This window comes from Nostoc sp. UHCC 0251, assembly GCF_034932245.1.
GTDB lineage: Bacteria > Cyanobacteriota > Cyanobacteriia > Cyanobacteriales > Nostocaceae > Nostoc.
The window spans coordinates 1-17730 of the sequence record NZ_JAYGHD010000369.1; the positions used below are offsets into that span (position 1 = coordinate 1).

The window sequence follows — 17730 nt, forward strand, 5'->3', positions numbered from 1 at the left end:
ATTTTCAACCGACTCTGCATTTATATTATGCAGCTTAAATGCCGATTAGCTTACTTGCACAGGGTTATCTTTTGCAGATTCGACTACATGGGCGCAGGTGAGAATCCAATTCGGTGCAACAAAAAAACCTGTTCCCTGACTACTGGAAACATTTAAACGCACTGTACAGCGTTGTAAATCGTCTTCGTTACCCATTAATTGCTCTCACGTAGCATCTTTGTAAAAAGATTACCACAACTGTAAGACAATCAACTATTATTTACCCCATTCCATCGTAATTTCTAGGTTAGCTGTGCCTGTTCCTTTCACAATTAAAGCGGTTAGTTGTCCTGACTCAACTCCAATTTGTAAACCTAGTTTGACACTAAATTTATCTGGTTTGACTGTCTGGCTAATATCTTTTAATGTACCTGCGACATCTTCAGCAATGGATTTAATAATTTCTGTCGCTTGTTTAAAGACTCTGGTTTCAGCAGAAACAGGTTGTTCCCCTATAGGCGTAACCTCTACTTTAATTATTTTTCCGTCAGAAAGTTGAAAGGAAATAATTTTTGTTTTATCTGCCATACTTCTTTTTTTTCTGTTAATTTTTCGTGCAAGGATATTCCTGAAGAATGAGATAAAGGTATATGGTATTGTTACATTTTCCGGGCGAGATTAATTCAAATCTGGCAAGAATTAATAATATACTACACGTTACTTTGATCATTTCATTTTTTGAAAGGTTTCAGAACTTTATAAGCAGTAATTACAGCCTAAGTATTTTATATAGCGGTTCTCAGTTGAGTTAGGTACAATAACCCCACACCCAACTCCTCTCGAAAACCAAAGCTGTCTCATTCGCTTAAAGGCTCAAAAAATACTTGTGTTCTGAACGAAAGTCTTTGTGTTCTGAACAAAAGTCCTCGTGTTCTGAACGAAAGTCCTTGTGTTCTGAACGAAAGTCCTCGTATTCTGGACGAAAGTCCTCGTGTTCTGAACGAAAGCCCTCGTGTTCTGAACGAAAGTCCTCGTGTTTTGGACGAAAGTACTTGTGTGTAAACCGTAGGTTCTTCGAGAGGGGACTATGGTGTAGCTTATGTGATTAGGAAAGGCTATATAACTTTGTATACGTAGCAGATTATTAGCGTTTACCCTTTAGAAAAAAAGTTTTTGGTTTACTGTTCAGGATTGAGAAAAATTGCTATTGCACGCAGAGGACACAGAGAAAGAAGAGACTTGTTACGCAGAATGCTATGCTTGCGTTAAAATCCGTAAGTCCTGCATGGCTGACTAGATGAGGCCCTATCATCAAATCCCAATTTTCGAGTGTAGTGAACCGCTAATAGAGATTCCTTTAGAATTGTTTGCGGTGGAATCTCCCCATCCTTATGAAAAATTAGGTGCGCCTTATGGCGATCGCTCCCCTTATTATCTCCGTCAAAGCGTTATTGAAAATTTGATCCAAGCGCAAAATTATCTTGAACTGCTGCATCCTAACTGGCGTATCCAAATTTTTGATGCTTATCGCCCAGTAGCAGTCCAGCAGTTTATGGTAGATTACAGCTTCGCCCAAGCAGTACAGCATAGAGGATTAACTGACGTGGAGTTATCCCCAAACCAACGCCAAGAGATTTGGGAAGCGGTTTATGCAATTTGGGCTGTACCAAGTTTGGATGAAAAAACTCCTCCTCCTCACAGTACAGGTGCGGCGGTGGATGTGACGCTGGTGGATGATGCAGGGCAAATAGTAAATATGGGTTCGCCGATTGATGAAATGTCACAGCGATCGCATCCCGATTATTATGCCAATAGCGATCGCCCAGAAGCCCAAAAGTATCATACTTACCGTCAGCTATTGCAAGATGTAATGTTAAAAGCCGGTTTTCAACGCAATCCTAGAGAGTGGTGGCATTTTTCTATGGGCGATCAAATGTGGGCTTGGCTGAATAATCAATCCAATCCAGCCAAGCCTGTCACAGCACGTTATGGGCGTCTTGCATAGATGTGTTATGCATCTTGAGGATTTAACTCTTTTAACTCGTCGGTAGTGTAAGTACCAATCGGAGTCCAAATTAGATACGGAAGGAGTAACAGCGCTGCCATTAAAGAAATTGGCAAAACGCAGATTGCGAGGACAACGCCTGAAATCAAACCGATTAGCCCAAGAACTTCCCCAACTTTGAGACTGCGAAACCTCAACATTGTAGGTATATAGGCAACGGTGATAATTTCCACCAAGAGGTACAAAGCCATTAGTAGCCAAGTAATTATGCCTCCTGGATTTTTTTCCCAGACAATATAAGCTGAAGCTGCACCGCAAATAAAAATCACAGTCCAGATAATTGGAATTAGCGGCTCAAAAACTAGCCAACGCGGACGACTTAAATTTGCAAACCATTTGACATCACGCGGTGTGATTAAGAAACTACCAAGGGCGACGAAGAAAGTTACAGCCCCAATTATTATCCAAGATGGAATCATAATGCACTCCTGCTTGTGTATTTTGTCAAGTCATACACTGCAAGTTTGACAATTTAAGCTATATGTTTAATCATTCCCTAGTGCGATTCTTAGGCATCTTGAGGATTGAGACTGATCATCTTCCAAGTGGTATAAGTACCAATGGGACTCCACAGCAAATAAGGAACTAGTAATAGTGCTGCCCAGCCAGAAATACTTAAGACTGCAAGTATCAATAAAAGACTAATGATAAAACCTGTACCACCAAGAATTGTACCGACTTTCAGGCTGCGAAGCCTAAACATTACAGGCGTATAGGCAATGGTTACAATTTCTAAAAGCAAGTATAAACCCATGATTAGCCAGGTTGGGGTGCTTCCTGGATCTTTTTCCCAGACAATATAAGCTGACCAAGCACCGCAAATAAATATTACAGTCCAGATAATCGGAATCGCACCCTCAAAAGTTAGCCATCTCGGCCGTTGTAAGCGCTTGAACCATTGGCGATCGCTAGGCGTAATCAAGTTAGCTGTTAAAGCAACCAAGAAAGCCACACCCCCAATCACCATCCAAGATTTAATCATGGCTGTTATTCCTTTACAAGCGCTATCTATCGCTTAATATCACTATTTATAGTGTGATTTTGTCAATTTAGTTGCTAATTACTCATCATCCCTGAGTTTGAAACCTTCGCATCGTTTGGCAGGATTTTAAATTATGGAAATTGGGAATTGGGCAAGTGGGCATGGGGCATTGGTTATTCGCCTTATGCATACGTGTCAACTTAACGCGAAGCGAAGTGGGCGGTTAGAAACCGCGTCTACACAAACTTGTGTTGAGCGAAGTCGAAATACACAACCCGCCTCCGTGGGTTTCAAAACCTGAATTTCTCCCATCTCTTTAGATTAGTTCTAATTATTCTAATTTTTATCTAAAGATTCGGTTTCAAGGCAGTTTCTTATTACTTATGACAGTTACTTGAAATCATTATAATGAGTGAAAGTATATATACTTAATAACTGAGGTTCAAAGCATGGACTCAACAGGTAAGGTTCAAACTGTGGACTCGTCCTGGTCTCTTCCACTGCCGTTGAAAGAGTATGCAATGAGCCGGGTAACTGTCTACTTTTATAGCGACAGATGGGTTCCAATTAAATACTGTTCTTTGGAAAAGGCTATTTTGCTTCACCAAAAGGCAAAATTAGAAGGCAAGGAAATTTTATTATTTCCTGCTAATGTAGACCCTAATCAACTCTCAAACTCTTTTAACTAAAATGCATTGATTAGACTATTTTCAAAAATCTTAACGACAAATGAATCGGCTCGAAAGGCGTACACAAGTACGCCCTCTGATTCATCACGGTTTGACCCAAAGCTGTAGTAAGCAATTTAAAATGAGCAGATGTTATAGGACTAGTATTTGATTTCTGAAAAAACTCAATACAACTAGGAAGCCTTCTTTCCTCTTGCCTATTGCCTACCTACGCAAATCATTTCAGAAATCAAATCAGATTCCTATATCTTGGCAATCCACTGTTTGGGAAACTATTAGTTTTTATTAGCGCCTGCTGAAAGTTCTTCTGATCCTTCTGTCTCAGATGTAAATCTTGATGATTGTACGACTTGTTCAGGTAGAGAAACAATGATATCAGCACCATTGATAATTGTTCCTAATAACCCTAGTTCCGATTCAACCAATTGATCAATAGCTTCACTTAACATGTTCTCTTGTGTATAGTGTGGTCGCGTCACAAGTACCATGCCATCGCTGTAGGGTTGGATTAACAAAGGATCATTGGATATGCTGAGAGGACTAGTATCTAAAATAACTAAATCAAAACGTTCGCGTACATCCTCCATTAGCCGCCGGATTTCGTTTGATTCAAGAATAGCAGCTGATTGCCGCACAGGCCCAGGACTGGGAATGATGTATAAGTTTTCTACATCAGGAACTAAACGAATACATTCGCTTAAGTTAGCGTAATAACGCAGGGGTTCAATGGTGGCGTCAGGGTCAGGAATTACATTCAAGGATGTACAACGGGAAGGCGATCGCAAATCTGTTTCGATAATCAGGGTTCTTTTACCAGCACGGGCTGAAGCTATACCCAAGTTATATGCACTTGCGGTTTTACCTTCTAGGCTACTGGTGCTAGTAATCAACACTACCTTTAAGGCTTGACCACCAATCCGGCGCAGATTACTACGGAATTTCTCATAAAATTCTAAATAAGGAGAATCCGCAGAAAGTACCACTGGCACTGCTTCTGGAGGCAAATCATCAACTGGCATTAAAGGCAATTCTCCCAACAGCGCCACTTCCCGTTGCTTGAGGCTCTCGCGGATATCCTCCCTGGTTTTGAAAGTACCTTCCAGCGCTCCCAACAAAAATATCACTCCGCCACCAATCAAGACACCTAAGAGACTACCCACAGCAAGAGTAATAGGTACACTCTTAGGAGGTTTGAGGTCAGCAGCCGCTGTGGGGCGTCTGGCAATGCTGAGGCTGCTGGTAGTTTCTGCCTCTGCGGTTTTAGCATCGGTTAGCTTCGCCTGCATTTGGTCATAAATGGCTTTTTTAAGTCCAACCTCTTGTTCTAAACGCGATCGCTCTAATTGTTTATTAGGTATCAGAGAATACTCTCGCCGTAGTCGCGCTTCTTGTCGGATTTCTTGAGCTAGTTGTTGTTGCAGCGTCTCCTTTTGGGTTTGCAAAGACACCATTTGGTTTGCCAACTGTTGGCGGGCTGGGTCTAAACTACTTTGGGCGCGAATCCCGGCAATGCTACCCTGAAGCGGAGCCGCCGTCCCATCGCCACCTAATACCTCCCTAGCACGTTGTTGCAGCAATTCTTCAGCAGCTTGTTTCTGACGCTGCAACTGAACCATCGTTGGGTGCTCCGGTCGCAAATCTTTTCTGAGCAAGGCAATTTGCGACTCACTTTGATAAATTTGCGATCGCAAGTTAGCAATAATTGGATCGGCACTCAAAGCAGAAGAAATATAAGCCTGTCCGACTGTTAAGCCTAACTTGTTTTCTATACTGCGAACTTGACCATCAACCCCAGAAATAGTTAATTGAATTTGCCGTTGGAGATTTTGGCTGTTAGTAATGCCATTTAGCAAGCTGCCATTCTCCGCTGCTAATATTGCCGTTCGCTCTATGCGATCGTACTGTTCCAGCTTCTTTTCTGCAATTTGCAATTCCCGTTTAGCTTGTGGTAAGCGCTCGTTAACCTTTTCAATAATTGCTTGTAATCGCCCAGTATTGATGTCACTGCTCAACTTAATCATTGATTGCATCAATTCAGTCAAGACCTCTATGGCTCGTTTGGGATCACTATCTACATATTTAAGATCAAAGATACTCGTTTCTAATTCTCCAGTTTTGGGATTTTTTTTAGGTAAAGAAAGGACAATCCTTGAACCGAGTTGTTGCGGTTTGACATTCACTTTCTCTGCCACTGTCGCAATTATCTGGTTTGATAATAAAATATCCTGATTCAGTTCCTTTCCTTGCTGTTGGATTTGACTACCAGTTGCAGAGAAAGAAACTGGTGGACCAGCATAGGTAAGTGCGGCAGATGCTATGTAGTTAGTAGGTGGCTCTGGCTGCATAGCCACCACCGTTGACCCCACTACAACTAAACCAAAACTAGCTAGTCCAATCCACTTGTATTTTTCAAAAGCAATAAGATAGCGTTTAACAATTGGTGGAGTCATGGCAGGGGCATATAGAATCAGTTATCAGTTATCAGTTATCAGTTATTATATTTGTCACCCTCATTTTCCCCTCTCTCAAAATCCGGCAATAATCGGTGAAGAGGTGAATATCACTAATTTTACCTGCCACCGAAGTCGTCAAAAAATCGGAGAAAGGACTGGACATTGAAGAAGGGTTGGGTAATGGTAGTCAAGAAATTAGTAATTCTACCAATGAGGTTCCGACCAACAACAAGAACATCATTATCTTGAAGGGCCACATTTTGAGATGCATCGCCTCCTAGAGCTTTTTTAGCATCAAGTTTCTGGGTAACAGCTTTACCTCGTTCAGGATCAAAGCGAACCAGAGCGATATCTCGAAGATTAGCAGTATCGAGATTTACTCCTCCTAAAGCATCTACAAATGTACTTCCGTTAGGTAGTGCTTGAATGGAAAGGCCTCCGGCAGCGTAGTTTAAAACCCGGACTCTAATCTGTGGTGTAGCTAAGGATGAACGTGCTACCAAATTGCGGTCATAACCGTCATCATTACCAACTTCACGACGGGGAACGAGTATCGCATCTCCGTCTTGTAAGCGTAAATTAGGAATTGAACCGCCATTTTGCAGTGCTGCATATAAGTCAATATTTTGTGAAATCACAGAACCATCTATTAACTTACGGCGTACTTGCACTTGTCGCAGGTCTGCATTCAACGTTGAACCACCAGATATTAGCAGGGCATCAGCTATCCGGGGTGTTGATGAATTAATCGGATAAATTCCTGGTCGAAATATTTCCCCGCTAATGGTCACTTGAACTGGTCGCGTCCCTGCCAAGGATACTACAACGATTGGATCGGGTAAAATACTACTTAAAGCCAAGCGAATTTTTTCTTGGGCTTCTTCCAAAGTTAAACCTTGTAAAGAAATTGTTCCCACTTGCGGGACTACAATGTTGCCTTCTGGACTAATTGCAGCTTGAAAACTTAAGTCTTGACGCTGCGTTGCTAAACCTAAAACTATTACTGGATCAACAACATAACGATTTAAACCCAAGCGAATTTTTTCTTGAGCTTCTTCCAAAGTTAAGCCTTGTAAGGAAACTTTTCCCAGTAGCGGCACCACAATGTTACCTTCTGGGTTGATTAAAGCTTGAAAGCTCAAATCTGGAAAGCGCTGAACTGAAACGCTAATTCCATCTCCTATTCCTAAGCGGTAAGGACCAGGAGGACGCTGAAGGAGAACACCAATTACATCTCCTGGTCCCAAGAGATAGCGGCTGAGTTGGGGGGAAATTTCGTCATTTGCACCTGGAGGTAGAACCTCAGTACCTGGCACAGGCGAAGGAGGTTGCCTTGGTGATTGTCCTTGAGGTGGAAAAGGCTGGGCAACAACAAGTTGGATAGGTGTTGTTAAGAAAACTCCTACTTGAAGATTGATCAAACACAGGGCGCTAAATGCACGCATATAAGAAATTGGATCTATAAACATCGGTGCAGGAAAAATGAATATAAGAATTAGTCGCGCCGAGTGGTAATTTTACTCTAAAAATTTCCTAAATGTCTTTTTTATCTGCAAATATTCTACCAACAAAAAGTATAAAATTTTTGCCAATTTTAATTTATAACTTCATATTTTTATCCTGAACGCGATTATAAAGATACAACTGAAGAATCTCTGCACAAAGGTATGTGTAACAGACTCTATAAAGGGCCTGCCATCAATGCAGCTTGCACTGTTTCTCCAATAGACTCGGCTAAAGACCATGATGTTTCTACCTGCCCCAAAGGTTCCATTGGAATCAGAATGCTCACGCCCACCCAAGGAGTGCGTTGCTGACGCCACTGTGCTAATTGATCCGCTAAAAACCAGTGTAAAGGTGATGGATTTCCGCCGTCTGGCATAGCATACCATTGCAAGACAGCAAAGGTTTGCTGTGGGGTGTAGGCGCGAAAGAACCTAGCTTTTACTTTAGTTTCGACATCAGATATCAACTTTGCAGACGGTTTTACAGTAAAGTCAGCAGAGCGATATTGAGCTATATCCCACTTTCCCCAGCGTGACCTTCCCCAGCCATTAACGTCTGTCCACTCTACCTCTGGTTGATCCATCGGTCCATTTTGCGGTAGCAAAAGCAAGATTGCCTGGGATTCGGAACTTTCTTTTTTAATTACCTGCAAAGACCATTTATGTTCGCCAATTTGCTGTTCTGCTTGTTCAATGGTTTTCCAACCAGGAAGGGCTAACCCAGCTTTGCGGATCTGTTTTAACTCGTTGAGAGTAGTAACTGGTGGTGGTTGTTTCCATTGCCAGCGTCCTGTAAGATATCCGGGAACCCCTCCTATTGCCAGCAGCACTAGCAATAACAAAAGTGCTGCTACCTGACTCAATTGGTTTTCCTTGAAAAACTTGGAGAAGGAAATCATCAGTAAAATTTATAATACTTAGGCAAAATTTTACTTCATAAAATCACACCATGAGTTCGGTGATATTTATGAGTAGAGAAGAGGCAGGGGAGCAGGGGAGCAGGGGAGCAGGGGAGGCAGAGGAAGAATTTTTAACTCTTGACCAATGACTAATGACCAATGACCAATGACCAATGACTAATGACTTTCCCCTTCTTGCTGAGTTTCCAAAGATTCTGAAAAATAGCTATTAATCCAATTTAGTAAGGGCACTAATGACACCAGCATACAAGCAGAGTAAAGGTCACCACCCCAACCATCATGCAGCCATTTAAAAGCCCCTTCTTGACCTGTACCGTGAAAGAAAGTTAGTAAAGTATTACGAATGATATTCGCACAAATACTAACGATCGCAGCAAGAGATAAAAACGATATAGTTGTGCGGCGGGAAGACAAAGCGTCTGTCCAATAAAGCAGCATCAAGCCTACGTAAAGAGTAGTAAACAACATTTTCAACCCTGCACAATAGGGGGCAACTTCCACAATCCGCCCTCCTACGTAGAGATTTATCTCATCTACGGTTACGTCCATACCAAATTGATTCAGTATGAAGCCTGCTGTACCAGCAATGAAGCTTTGGAGAGGTAAGGTATAAGGAGCAATGAGATAGGGTACTGCCGTTGGGGTTGCCAAAAATACTAATAGTAGAGGGAATCCTTGCGATCGCAAACCTGCTATTCCCTTAAACCACAAACATAATCCTGCCAATATAACGGGTAAGGAAAGGTTAACCCACTCTGTAACACCGCTAAGATAAAACACTGCCCCTAATAACAAGAAAACAGCGCTTAAAGGATGGATGGTATCTGGTAAACGTGCCCACTTTTTCCGGTTCATCCAGCCCAGATAAGCCGCAAATGGTAAACCAATAATCCCGTGGCTGAAATATTCGTGTTCTGTACTGATATTTTTGTGCAGCCAACCATCAAACCAGTGTAGCAATATAGGAGCATAAAGCAGCAGCAAAACGCCTAAAATAGCTAGATTTAATAAGTATGAGGCGTTTCTGTTTTTAACTTGTTGCTGGAGTACCATGATTTTTATTTAGTCATTGGTCATTGGTCATTGGTCATTGGTCATTTGCAAAGGACAACTGACAACTGACAAAGCACAAATGTCTAATTATCAAATGTCTAATTATTTAGATGCACATTAGGCATGAATTAATATCAGCCTACCACGCTACCAAGGTCAGCAGTGGAGGGTTGATCTGCCTGAGAAGTTGTTGAAACTGCATGAGCGATCGCTGCTACAACTTCTTTGACTTGGCTACTGCTCAAACCAGGATACATGGGTAATGATAATATTTCTTTTGACAGTTTTTCTGCTTGAGGAAAATCCCCAGGTTGATAGCCTAAGTTGGTGAATGCTGGCTGGAGATGACAAGGAATTGGGTAGTGAATACCAGTTTGAATTCCTACTGCTGTGAGTTTTTCCTGAAGTTGTTGGCGTTCTATTGGGCAAGAATCATCAACTCTAATGACATAGAGATGATACACATGGCCTGCACCACTTTGGTTTTCCATAGGAATAATGCCAGCACTTGCTAAGGGTGCTAGTTCGTTATCATACTGCTGGGCAATACTTAGGCGATCGCGATTCCACTGTGGCAAATATGGTAGTTTCTGGTGCAAGATCGCTGCTTGTAAAGTATCCAAGCGGCTATTTGTACCTGGTTCAGTATGAAAATACTTTTGCGATGCCCCATAATTTCGCAAGCGCACCATCTTCTGGGCTACATCTGAATCTTGTGTCAGCAGCATTCCCCCATCCCCAAATGCTCCCAAATTTTTACTGGGATAGAAACTAAAAGCTGCTGCTATGCCTACTGAACCAGCGTGATATCCATCTCTTTCGGCGAGGTGTGCTTGTGCTGCATCTTCAAAAATTAGGAGTTTGTAGGTATCGGCAAAGTTCAATAACTCGCGTGGTGATACCATCTGACCATAGAGATGCACAGGGATAATTGCTTTAGTATGAGGCGTAATTGTCTTTGCTGCTGCCTCTAAGTCAATTAAAGCTGTTTGGCGATCGCAATCTACTAGAATTGGCTTCGCACCAGCCCGTTGTACCCCAATTAAGGTTGCTATAAAGGTGTTTGCTGGTAAAATCACTTCATCGCCAGCACCAATATTACACGCTTGCAAACCGAGAGCGATCGCATCTGTTCCTGATGCAACACCAACACCATAAGCTGCTCCCGACACTGCCGCAAATGCAGCTTCAAAATCTGAGAGTGCTTGCCCTAAAATAAAATCTCCCTGTTCCAATACAGATTGGATTGCATCTTGCAATTGTGTTTGAATTGGTTGGTGTTGTAACTTCAGGTCTACAAAAGGAACTCTAATAGTCATTTTATTCATTACCAGTTGTCCTCAAAGAGCGATTTCCTCGGATGGAAAAAATAGAAAAACCTGCACAATTTTCAGTGTTAAATTGTAATAGGTTCAATCTATGGGATAAAGAGTTATATAAACTATCTAGGATTGTCAGCCATTGATGCTAACTGTCATGAGTAAAAATGGCTACAAAAATTACATCAATATAATTATTATAAGTAAATTCACGTTGAATATTGCAATCAGAATTTTTCCTTCTGCACATAAAGAATTACAGACCTTTGGTATTGTATCCTTAGCATTAGCTTACCCTGACTGAATCCAAATCTAACGCAGTCTGAACGCAAAAACTTAAGCAGTAAAGACTACACCAGTGATAAATAAAGAACATTCAGCACCAGTAACAAGTAACTCCAAAGACCGCGTTACCGATTTAATGTAAGGGGTAAAAAATTTTTGCCCCCAACTTGTTTGTCAGAGGCAAAATTAGGGAATGCTTAAAAATAGCAATTGATAACCTAGAAATAGGACTTGTATCAATTTATCAATTACAGTATCAAGAAATTATTAAGGTAGCAGTGGCAATGGTAGAGCCTGAAAACAAATTATTTGCCCTAAAGGATGGTTGGGATTCTCATGAAACAAGAGAACAACAACGCCTCAAAGCTTTGTCAGATTTAGGTTTGCGGCAGCCAGAAACGATTCCGGTTTTTGAAGAAGCCACTCAAACTGCTGCCCACTTTTTGGAAGCACCAATTTCCATGTTGGGATTTGTGGATGAAGAATGCCACTGGTTCAAGTCGGCAGTGGGCTTATCTAGGCTGGGACTAATGAACCATTTGGCACAAAATCGCCAACTACCACGCCGAGAATCATTTTGCACTCAGGTAGTAGAGAATTTTCAAGTATTTGTAATTAATGATACGCATAAACTTACAGACCCAGTACTTATTGGCAGCAAGTTGGTGCAGGATTATGGGATTCGCGCTTACTTAGGAGCGCCACTGATTGATGCTGAGGGACATTGTTTGGGTGCATTGGCGGTAATGGATTTAGTGCCACGCAATTTTACAAACCGAGACATTGAGTTTTTACAAATCATAGCTCGTTGGAGCATGAGTGAATTTGAGCGTAACCGACTCCTGAAAGGGAAACTCGAATCAAGCACTCCCTCCGCTCCGATATTTTCACTCCATGACGAACGTAATACTGAGATTAAAATCAGCCCAGCTAGTAAAGATAGCGACTCTGTTTCTACGAAGCAACTGAAACTGGAACTTTTGGATCAGTTAACTCAGGAGTTACGCACGCCTTTAACATCTGTACTTGGTATGGCTAGTGTTTTAGGACGTGAGATTTATGGGCCTTTGACGACTAAGCAAAGAGAATATTTGGAAATTATCCAACACAGTGGTCGGTACTTACTTTCCTTAGTAAACGAAATTACCGAGCTAGGAGCTATGGATGACAACTCAAATGTGCTCAATATAGCTCCTGTGGATATAGAAATGCTGTGTCAACAAGCTATCAATACCCTTGAAGAAGTAGCTAATCGCCGCGAGCAAGATATTCGCCTCTCTATTGAACCGGGACGCAATCGCATTTGGCCTTTAGATAAAGACAAAGTGCGACAAATCCTCTATCACCTGGTTTTCAGTGTGATTCAACTTTCAGCTACAGGTAGCATTGTTCGCATCCATGTTTCTTACAAGGAAGATACGCTCAATATTACTATTTGGGTTTCTCATCCTTGGTTAGGGGATGGTATCACTGAAGTTGATCCTTACTTCCGTCTCAATTCTTTGTCACTGCTGGAACTGACAGGTGAGGTAGCAACTTACAATACTCATCCCGAAAGCCAGGAGCAACGTGATATTTCATCAGTAGCAGTGGACAATTCAAAGAACTTGAGCGATTCCCACTCAGATTTCTTTGCTGCTAGTTCAGGTATAAATTTAGCTAAATCACATGGAAGTATTTCTCGTGAAAGCTTAGGTCTATTGCTAAGTTGTCAACTGGCAGAATTGCATAGTGGACAAATTTTGATTCAAGGTTCACCAGAATCAGGATATCGTTATGTGCTTTCTTTGCCACTGCAACTGGCGGCCCCTCCACAAACAAGTGGCGATGTCTAATCACAAGCGAATTCGGTATTAGGGATTAGAAAAGAGGTATATTTCATCTATTTGTTGTGTACTAAGTACATGAACGGCTATCTTAACTTAAATATTGGCTGAAGTGGTTTTTGATTAAAGGTAGTGGCTAATGGCTGGTACCGCAAGGCGGAAGTCAAAAGTTAACACTGAGCGACTTGCCTTGAGCTTGTCCTGAGCGTAGCCAAAAGGAGCCGAAAGCAGTTGAAGTGTCAAAAGCCAAAAGTCAACAGAATTGTATTCCGAGCTTCTTGCGCCATTTGAAATGGTATGTTTATTTTCGCCGTATCGTATTAGGAATAAGAGTGCCATCATCCGATGTGCAATTTTCCTTATTACCTTTTTATAGCTATAGGCATTATGATCAATTCCAAGTTCTGCGTCGGCAGGCTAATTGATCGCAATGTTTTTTATGAATTTAGTCTGGCAACGATTTACTTTATCATCTTTACCGCTCAAAGAATACCTTGCTACCAGTTACGTACATCGTTATCTGGTGGGACTGTTAAGTTCTTGGCGGCAAACCAGCGTCTTGATTCAGTGGGGAGATGCGATCGCAGCAGCTTTACTCAGCTTAGTATATGTGCTTGCACCTTTTGCTTCTAGTACATTGGTGGGCTTGTTGCTGGTGGCTTGTGTAGGATTTTGGCTGTTGTTGACTTTATCTGATGAAGTAACACCAGCAAATGTCTCCTCAGTCACTCCCATTCACCTGCTGGTATTAATCTATTGGGGGATTGCCGCGGTAGCAACAGCATTATCGCCAGTGAAAAAGGCGGCACTTAGCGACTTAGCAACGTTGACGTTGTATTTGCTGCTATTTGCCCTTTGTGCCAGGGTACTGAGGTCGCCTCGCCTCCGGTCTTGGTTGATCGCACTTTACCTGCATATATCGTTAATTGTCAGTGTATATGGATTGCGGCAATGGTTTTTTGGAGCCACAGCACTGGCAACTTGGGTTGATCCAGAATCTCCTCTGTCTAAGACTACAAGAGTCTACAGTTATTTAGGCAATCCCAACTTGTTGGCTGGATACCTCATACCAGCAGTAATTTTTAGCTTAGTGGCAATTTTTGCATGGCAAAGCTGGTTCAAAAAAGCTTTGGCACTAACAATGTTGATTGTAAATAGTGCTTGCCTGATCCTCACTTTTAGTCGTGGTGGTTGGATTGGACTAGTGGTGGCAGTTTTAGCTGTGATGGCATTGCTAGTTTATTGGAAAAGCGTGGAAATGCCTCCATTTTGGCGTACTTGGGCGCTACCAATTGTCTTGGGAGGTTTGGTCGGGATATTGGTGCTAGCAGTAATATTTGTAGAGCCAGTCCGCCTGCGAGTGTTTAGTATTTTTGCCGATCGCAAAGATAGCAGTAATAATTTTCGCCGGAATGTCTGGGATGCAGTATTCGAGATGATCCGCGATCGCCCGATTTTCGGCATTGGCCCAGGTCACAACTCTTTTAATAAAGTTTATCCCCTCTACCAACGCCCTCGTTACACTGCTTTGAGCGCCTATTCCATTTTCTTTGAGGTGGCTGTAGAAACTGGCTTTGTTGGTTTAGCCTGCTTTCTCTGGCTAATAATTGTCACATTGAATACGGCATTTTTACAAATACGACGACTGCGACGACTGAAAAGTGTAGAAGGATTTTGGTTAATTGGAGCGATCGCTATTTTGTTGGGGATGCTAGCTCATGGCACCGTAGATACTGTTTGGTATCGTCCTGAAGTCAATACCCTCTGGTGGCTCATAGTTGCCTTAATTGCTAGCTACTGGACACCTTTAGCTCAAAACCAGACAAATTCATCTAACTCAGAACCAACAGTGAATTAAACCAATTCGCAATTCGCAATCGGCTAACGCCCCGCTTCGCTAACGCAATTCGCAATGGGCTACGCCCCACTACGTTCGCGCAGCGTCTCGTAGAGAAGAGAGCAATTACGTGTTGTAACGGGGATTTAGAAAGAGCCACAACACTTGCGGCTTGGGGGACTTAAACCCCTACATTTCGTTAACATGAGTAAGTTGTCAGTTGTTTTTCTACTCAACAACTGACAACTTTGGAATTTTTAATTGTCTAGTCCAGGTCGGCGCAAATAAACCTACCATTTCATTACAGGCAGGAAGCGCAAAATCAAAGCATACCTGACTTTTGACTTTTGACTTCCGCGGCTCGACTGAGCTTCGCCGAACGTCCTTGCGGTACTAGTCTCTGTAGGTAGTGGCTCCTGGAGCATTAGGGTCGCGATAAGCGGTGGGTTCGTTCTCACGCTTTTTACCAGCCAATCCAGCCAAACCAGCTAGACCAATTAATCCTAGCCAACCCCAATCAAAATCATTGCGATCTTCATAAGCGATCGTTCTTGGAGCAGTATTCACTCCGGGGTCAGTTGTCGTCTGAGCTTGTGCGGATAGAGTTAAGGGTAAAATTCCCATACTCAAGGTTAGAACGCCAGCACCAACAGCTGTAATGAAATTACTTTTCATAAGTTGTGACAATTCCTTATGCCATCCGAAGTTACTCACCACTGTATCGATTCCCAACCTTAAGAAAATCAATCTGCGGCTATAAATTAGGCATTGTCATAACTCACGCTGTGGATATACAACACACTTTTTACAGCAATCGGTTTTTCACTCTGGTGTGGTAGTTTAGCGACATTGAGGCTCAATAGTTTTTCATTGCGCGTTGAATGTCACGCTGGTCTTGACGTCGTTTCAGGTCTTCTCGCTTATCGTGCAGCTTTTTACCTTTGCCAAGGGCTATACTAACTTTTACCCAGCCCCGTTTGAGATACATTTTCAAAGGGATTAAAGTTAAACCCTGCTGTTCTACTGTGCCAATTAGCTTGCGGAGTTCTTTGCGATGCAACAGCAGCTTGCGTGTACGCCGTGGTTCATGATTAAAATATTGCCCACTAGCGTTATAAGGCGAGATATGCACATTGATCAACCATGCTTCTCCATTGCGAAGCAAAGCATAGCCATCTTGGAGATTGACTTTACCCGCACGAATCGACTTAACCTCGGTTCCTGTCAACTCAATTCCAGCTTCGTAAGTTTCCAGAATTTCATACAAATAACGGGCTTGACGGTTGTCGCTAATAACTTTGTAACCTTCGTTCTTGTCGCTCATTGATAATTTTGTGTGCTTTAACTGTACCTAAAAATTTATTTGGATTGGTTTGTGAATTATAGGGTGTATCTTAAAACCGCTATAAATGCTGAACTGCGTATATCACTAATTTAGCTTTTCTCAGTTCACAATTAAGAGTTTTCTGGCAACTTTAAGCTACCTGATGCTAATTACCTGTGAGGTTGGATAGAAAAACTAGCTCAAGCCCCAAGTCTGACGAAACCTGATTTTGTGTAGTTTCACAAATAATTGGTATGACATCAGTAATCATTAGTAATTGACTAATACTAAATTTATGTGAGCCTGCAAGAATAATTCCCTTATCTGGCATAAAGTTTCAAGTGCTTTATTCTGTGCATTTTCGTAGAGAATTGGTATAAGGATTAATTACAAAGGACAAAAAAACGATACTTAGATTTTGCTCAATTATTAATTATGTCAATATTAATTTACACTATAGTGAGTATTTGCTCTGCCTTATTGATGAGTTGTTACAAATTAAAAAGCTCTCTGTGCTTGGGATGCAGAGGGAGTCAGAGGTGAGTTTAACTTCGTTAACCCTTCCTAAGGATTTAAGATTTATTTTATAAATCACCCTTGAAGGCATTCAATAGCTGGTAATCCTGTCATAGTATGAAACATAAGAACACTATTCTTGCCTGTGTTCACTGATAAAGCGCGTAGAAGCAAATTTCTGAGTAAAAAAATGCTAGGGGTGTATTTTCCATGCCCTTGACGATCCTTGTTGTGGATGATGATTTGGGCACTCGTCTGTCTGTTAGCGACTATCTTGAACTGTCTGGCTACTCAGTGATCACGGCTAATGACGGTCAAGAGGCTTTAGTTATGGTGGATGAACATCATCCGGACTTGATTGTGACAGATATTGTCATGCCACAGATGAATGGCTACGAACTAGTGCGCCGGGTGCGTCAACAACCAGTGTTTCGGTTATTGCCTGTCATTTTATTAACAGCTCGAACTAAGACCCAGGAAAGAATTTTAGGCTACCAATCAGGGTGTGATTTATACTTACCTAAGCCTTTTGAACTGGAAGAGTTAGCAGCAGCAATCCGCAATCTTTTGGAGCGATCGCAAATTATTCAATCGGAGTACCGATTTTCTCATAAAGAAAATTTGGGCATTTCCGCTTCGACAAAAGCGGTGGATGCCCATAATTCTTTGTCCACTCAAATCCAAAAATCCCACTTGCACTCATCCCTAACTCATAGAGAACAGGAAGTCTTAGAGTTATTAACTCATGGTCTTTCTAATGCCGAAATGGGTCAGCAGCTACACCTGAGTCCTCGAACAGTGGAAAAGTACGTTAGCAGCTTATTGAGAAAGACCTCAACCAGCAACCGAGCGGAATTAGTTCGTTTTGCAATGAAGCATGGTTTGGTGGAATAAAAAAGTCAGGAGTAAGGAATTAAAACTCTGGCGTTGCTGAATTAAAGTATGAATCTGGATGTAGAGACGTAGCAGTGCTACGT

At 41.9% G+C, this 17730-nt stretch carries 17 protein-coding genes; 5 read left to right on the top strand and 12 right to left on the bottom strand.

Annotated features, from left to right (window positions below; all coding sequences use genetic code 11):
* Nucleotides 1-45: 45 nt before the first annotated feature.
* Both VB740_RS31135 and VB740_RS31140 read right to left on the bottom strand, forming a co-directional pair.
* Complete coding sequence (locus tag VB740_RS31135) at nt 46-195, bottom strand: trypsin-like serine protease (RefSeq protein ID WP_323203690.1); 150 nt, start codon at nt 193-195, stop codon at nt 46-48.
* Between the two features lie 60 nt (nt 196-255).
* Nucleotides 256-567, bottom strand: a complete 312-nt coding sequence (locus tag VB740_RS31140) for a CU044_2847 family protein (RefSeq protein WP_323203691.1) — start codon at nt 565-567, stop codon at nt 256-258.
* 709 nt (nt 568-1276) lie between these two features.
* Between VB740_RS31140 and VB740_RS31145 the strand changes: the two genes are divergently transcribed.
* Nucleotides 1277-1984, top strand: a complete 708-nt coding sequence (locus VB740_RS31145) for a M15 family metallopeptidase (RefSeq protein WP_323203692.1) — start codon at nt 1277-1279, stop codon at nt 1982-1984.
* Nucleotides 1985-1989: 5 nt separating this feature from the next.
* On the opposite strand, the gene VB740_RS31150 is transcribed toward VB740_RS31145, so the two are convergent.
* Both VB740_RS31150 and VB740_RS31155 read right to left on the bottom strand, forming a co-directional pair.
* Nucleotides 1990-2463 carry a TspO/MBR family protein gene (locus VB740_RS31150; RefSeq protein ID WP_323203693.1) on the bottom strand — a complete coding sequence of 158 codons (474 nt, stop codon included), beginning with the start codon at nt 2461-2463 and terminating at the stop codon, nt 1990-1992.
* An 89-nt stretch (nt 2464-2552) separates the two neighbouring features.
* Nucleotides 2553-3026, bottom strand: a complete 474-nt coding sequence (locus tag VB740_RS31155) for a TspO/MBR family protein (RefSeq protein WP_323203694.1) — start codon at nt 3024-3026, stop codon at nt 2553-2555.
* A gap of 449 nt (nt 3027-3475) precedes the next feature.
* On the opposite strand from VB740_RS31155, the gene VB740_RS31160 reads away from it, so the two are divergent.
* Nucleotides 3476-3715 carry a hypothetical protein gene (locus VB740_RS31160; protein WP_323203695.1) on the top strand — a complete coding sequence of 80 codons (240 nt, stop codon included), beginning with the start codon at nt 3476-3478 and terminating at the stop codon, nt 3713-3715.
* Between the two features lie 275 nt (nt 3716-3990).
* Here VB740_RS31160 and VB740_RS31165 read toward each other — a convergent pair whose 3' ends face one another.
* The 5 genes from VB740_RS31165 to VB740_RS31185 all read right to left on the bottom strand — a co-directional run bounded on the left by VB740_RS31165 (nt 3991) and on the right by VB740_RS31185 (nt 10974).
* On the bottom strand, nt 3991-6165 hold the full coding sequence (locus tag VB740_RS31165) for a polysaccharide biosynthesis tyrosine autokinase (RefSeq protein WP_323203696.1): 2175 nt from the start codon (nt 6163-6165) through the stop codon (nt 3991-3993).
* A gap of 119 nt (nt 6166-6284) precedes the next feature.
* Nucleotides 6285-7637: a polysaccharide biosynthesis/export family protein gene (locus VB740_RS31170; protein ID WP_323203697.1), complete on the bottom strand. Its 1353-nt coding sequence runs from the start codon at nt 7635-7637 to the stop codon at nt 6285-6287.
* 212 nt (nt 7638-7849) lie between these two features.
* Nucleotides 7850-8572 (bottom strand): cyanoexosortase B system-associated protein, encoded by a 723-nt coding sequence (locus VB740_RS31175; protein ID WP_323203698.1) that lies wholly within the window; start codon nt 8570-8572, stop codon nt 7850-7852.
* Nucleotides 8573-8749: 177 nt separating this feature from the next.
* A complete protein-coding gene (gene crtB, locus VB740_RS31180; protein ID WP_323203699.1) occupies nt 8750-9646 on the bottom strand; it encodes a cyanoexosortase B in 897 nt (298 codons plus the stop codon).
* 134 nt (nt 9647-9780) lie between these two features.
* Nucleotides 9781-10974 carry a DegT/DnrJ/EryC1/StrS aminotransferase family protein gene (locus VB740_RS31185; RefSeq protein ID WP_323203700.1) on the bottom strand — a complete coding sequence of 398 codons (1194 nt, stop codon included), beginning with the start codon at nt 10972-10974 and terminating at the stop codon, nt 9781-9783.
* A gap of 560 nt (nt 10975-11534) precedes the next feature.
* On the opposite strand from VB740_RS31185, the gene VB740_RS31190 reads away from it, so the two are divergent.
* Nucleotides 11535-13085 (top strand): GAF domain-containing sensor histidine kinase, encoded by a 1551-nt coding sequence (locus tag VB740_RS31190; protein ID WP_323203701.1) that lies wholly within the window; start codon nt 11535-11537, stop codon nt 13083-13085.
* Between the two features lie 430 nt (nt 13086-13515).
* Nucleotides 13516-14934: an IctB family putative bicarbonate transporter gene (locus tag VB740_RS31195; RefSeq protein ID WP_323203702.1), complete on the top strand. Its 1419-nt coding sequence runs from the start codon at nt 13516-13518 to the stop codon at nt 14932-14934.
* Between the two features lie 372 nt (nt 14935-15306).
* Here the strand turns inward: VB740_RS31195 and VB740_RS31200 are convergent, their stop codons facing one another.
* The 3 genes from VB740_RS31200 to VB740_RS31210 all read right to left on the bottom strand — a co-directional run bounded on the left by VB740_RS31200 (nt 15307) and on the right by VB740_RS31210 (nt 16568).
* On the bottom strand, nt 15307-15588 hold the full coding sequence (locus VB740_RS31200) for a WGxxGxxG family protein (protein ID WP_323203703.1): 282 nt from the start codon (nt 15586-15588) through the stop codon (nt 15307-15309).
* A gap of 181 nt (nt 15589-15769) precedes the next feature.
* The gene (smpB, locus tag VB740_RS31205; RefSeq protein ID WP_190893799.1) at nt 15770-16237 is read right to left on the bottom strand and encodes an SsrA-binding protein SmpB; all 468 of its coding nucleotides are present in this window, start codon (nt 16235-16237) and stop codon (nt 15770-15772) included.
* A gap of 166 nt (nt 16238-16403) precedes the next feature.
* Nucleotides 16404-16568 carry a hypothetical protein gene (locus tag VB740_RS31210; protein ID WP_323203704.1) on the bottom strand — a complete coding sequence of 55 codons (165 nt, stop codon included), beginning with the start codon at nt 16566-16568 and terminating at the stop codon, nt 16404-16406.
* 395 nt (nt 16569-16963) lie between these two features.
* On the opposite strand from VB740_RS31210, the gene VB740_RS31215 reads away from it, so the two are divergent.
* Nucleotides 16964-17647, top strand: coding sequence for a response regulator transcription factor (locus tag VB740_RS31215; protein ID WP_323203705.1), 684 nt, complete (start codon nt 16964-16966; stop codon nt 17645-17647).
* Nucleotides 17648-17730: the final 83 nt, after the last annotated feature.

What these genes read in the sequence shown, in the direction of transcription:
- VB740_RS31135 (WP_323203690.1), bottom strand. Translation starts at nt 195, where the DNA reads ATGGGTAACGAAGACGATTTACAACGCTGTACAGTGCGTTTAAATGTT.
- VB740_RS31140 (WP_323203691.1), bottom strand. Translation starts at nt 567, where the DNA reads ATGGCAGATAAAACAAAAATTATTTCCTTTCAACTTTCTGACGGAAAA.
- VB740_RS31145 (WP_323203692.1), top strand. Translation starts at nt 1,277, where the DNA reads ATGAGGCCCTATCATCAAATCCCAATTTTCGAGTGTAGTGAACCGCTA.
- VB740_RS31150 (WP_323203693.1), bottom strand. Translation starts at nt 2,463, where the DNA reads ATGATTCCATCTTGGATAATAATTGGGGCTGTAACTTTCTTCGTCGCC.
- VB740_RS31155 (WP_323203694.1), bottom strand. Translation starts at nt 3,026, where the DNA reads ATGATTAAATCTTGGATGGTGATTGGGGGTGTGGCTTTCTTGGTTGCT.
- VB740_RS31160 (WP_323203695.1), top strand. Translation starts at nt 3,476, where the DNA reads ATGGACTCAACAGGTAAGGTTCAAACTGTGGACTCGTCCTGGTCTCTT.
- VB740_RS31165 (WP_323203696.1), bottom strand. Translation starts at nt 6,165, where the DNA reads ATGACTCCACCAATTGTTAAACGCTATCTTATTGCTTTTGAAAAATAC.
- VB740_RS31170 (WP_323203697.1), bottom strand. Translation starts at nt 7,637, where the DNA reads ATGTTTATAGATCCAATTTCTTATATGCGTGCATTTAGCGCCCTGTGT.
- VB740_RS31175 (WP_323203698.1), bottom strand. Translation starts at nt 8,572, where the DNA reads ATGATTTCCTTCTCCAAGTTTTTCAAGGAAAACCAATTGAGTCAGGTA.
- crtB (WP_323203699.1), bottom strand. Translation starts at nt 9,646, where the DNA reads ATGGTACTCCAGCAACAAGTTAAAAACAGAAACGCCTCATACTTATTA.
- VB740_RS31185 (WP_323203700.1), bottom strand. Translation starts at nt 10,974, where the DNA reads ATGAATAAAATGACTATTAGAGTTCCTTTTGTAGACCTGAAGTTACAA.
- VB740_RS31190 (WP_323203701.1), top strand. Translation starts at nt 11,535, where the DNA reads ATGGTAGAGCCTGAAAACAAATTATTTGCCCTAAAGGATGGTTGGGAT.
- VB740_RS31195 (WP_323203702.1), top strand. Translation starts at nt 13,516, where the DNA reads ATGAATTTAGTCTGGCAACGATTTACTTTATCATCTTTACCGCTCAAA.
- VB740_RS31200 (WP_323203703.1), bottom strand. Translation starts at nt 15,588, where the DNA reads ATGAAAAGTAATTTCATTACAGCTGTTGGTGCTGGCGTTCTAACCTTG.
- smpB (WP_190893799.1), bottom strand. Translation starts at nt 16,237, where the DNA reads ATGAGCGACAAGAACGAAGGTTACAAAGTTATTAGCGACAACCGTCAA.
- VB740_RS31210 (WP_323203704.1), bottom strand. Translation starts at nt 16,568, where the DNA reads ATGCCAGATAAGGGAATTATTCTTGCAGGCTCACATAAATTTAGTATT.
- VB740_RS31215 (WP_323203705.1), top strand. Translation starts at nt 16,964, where the DNA reads ATGCCCTTGACGATCCTTGTTGTGGATGATGATTTGGGCACTCGTCTG.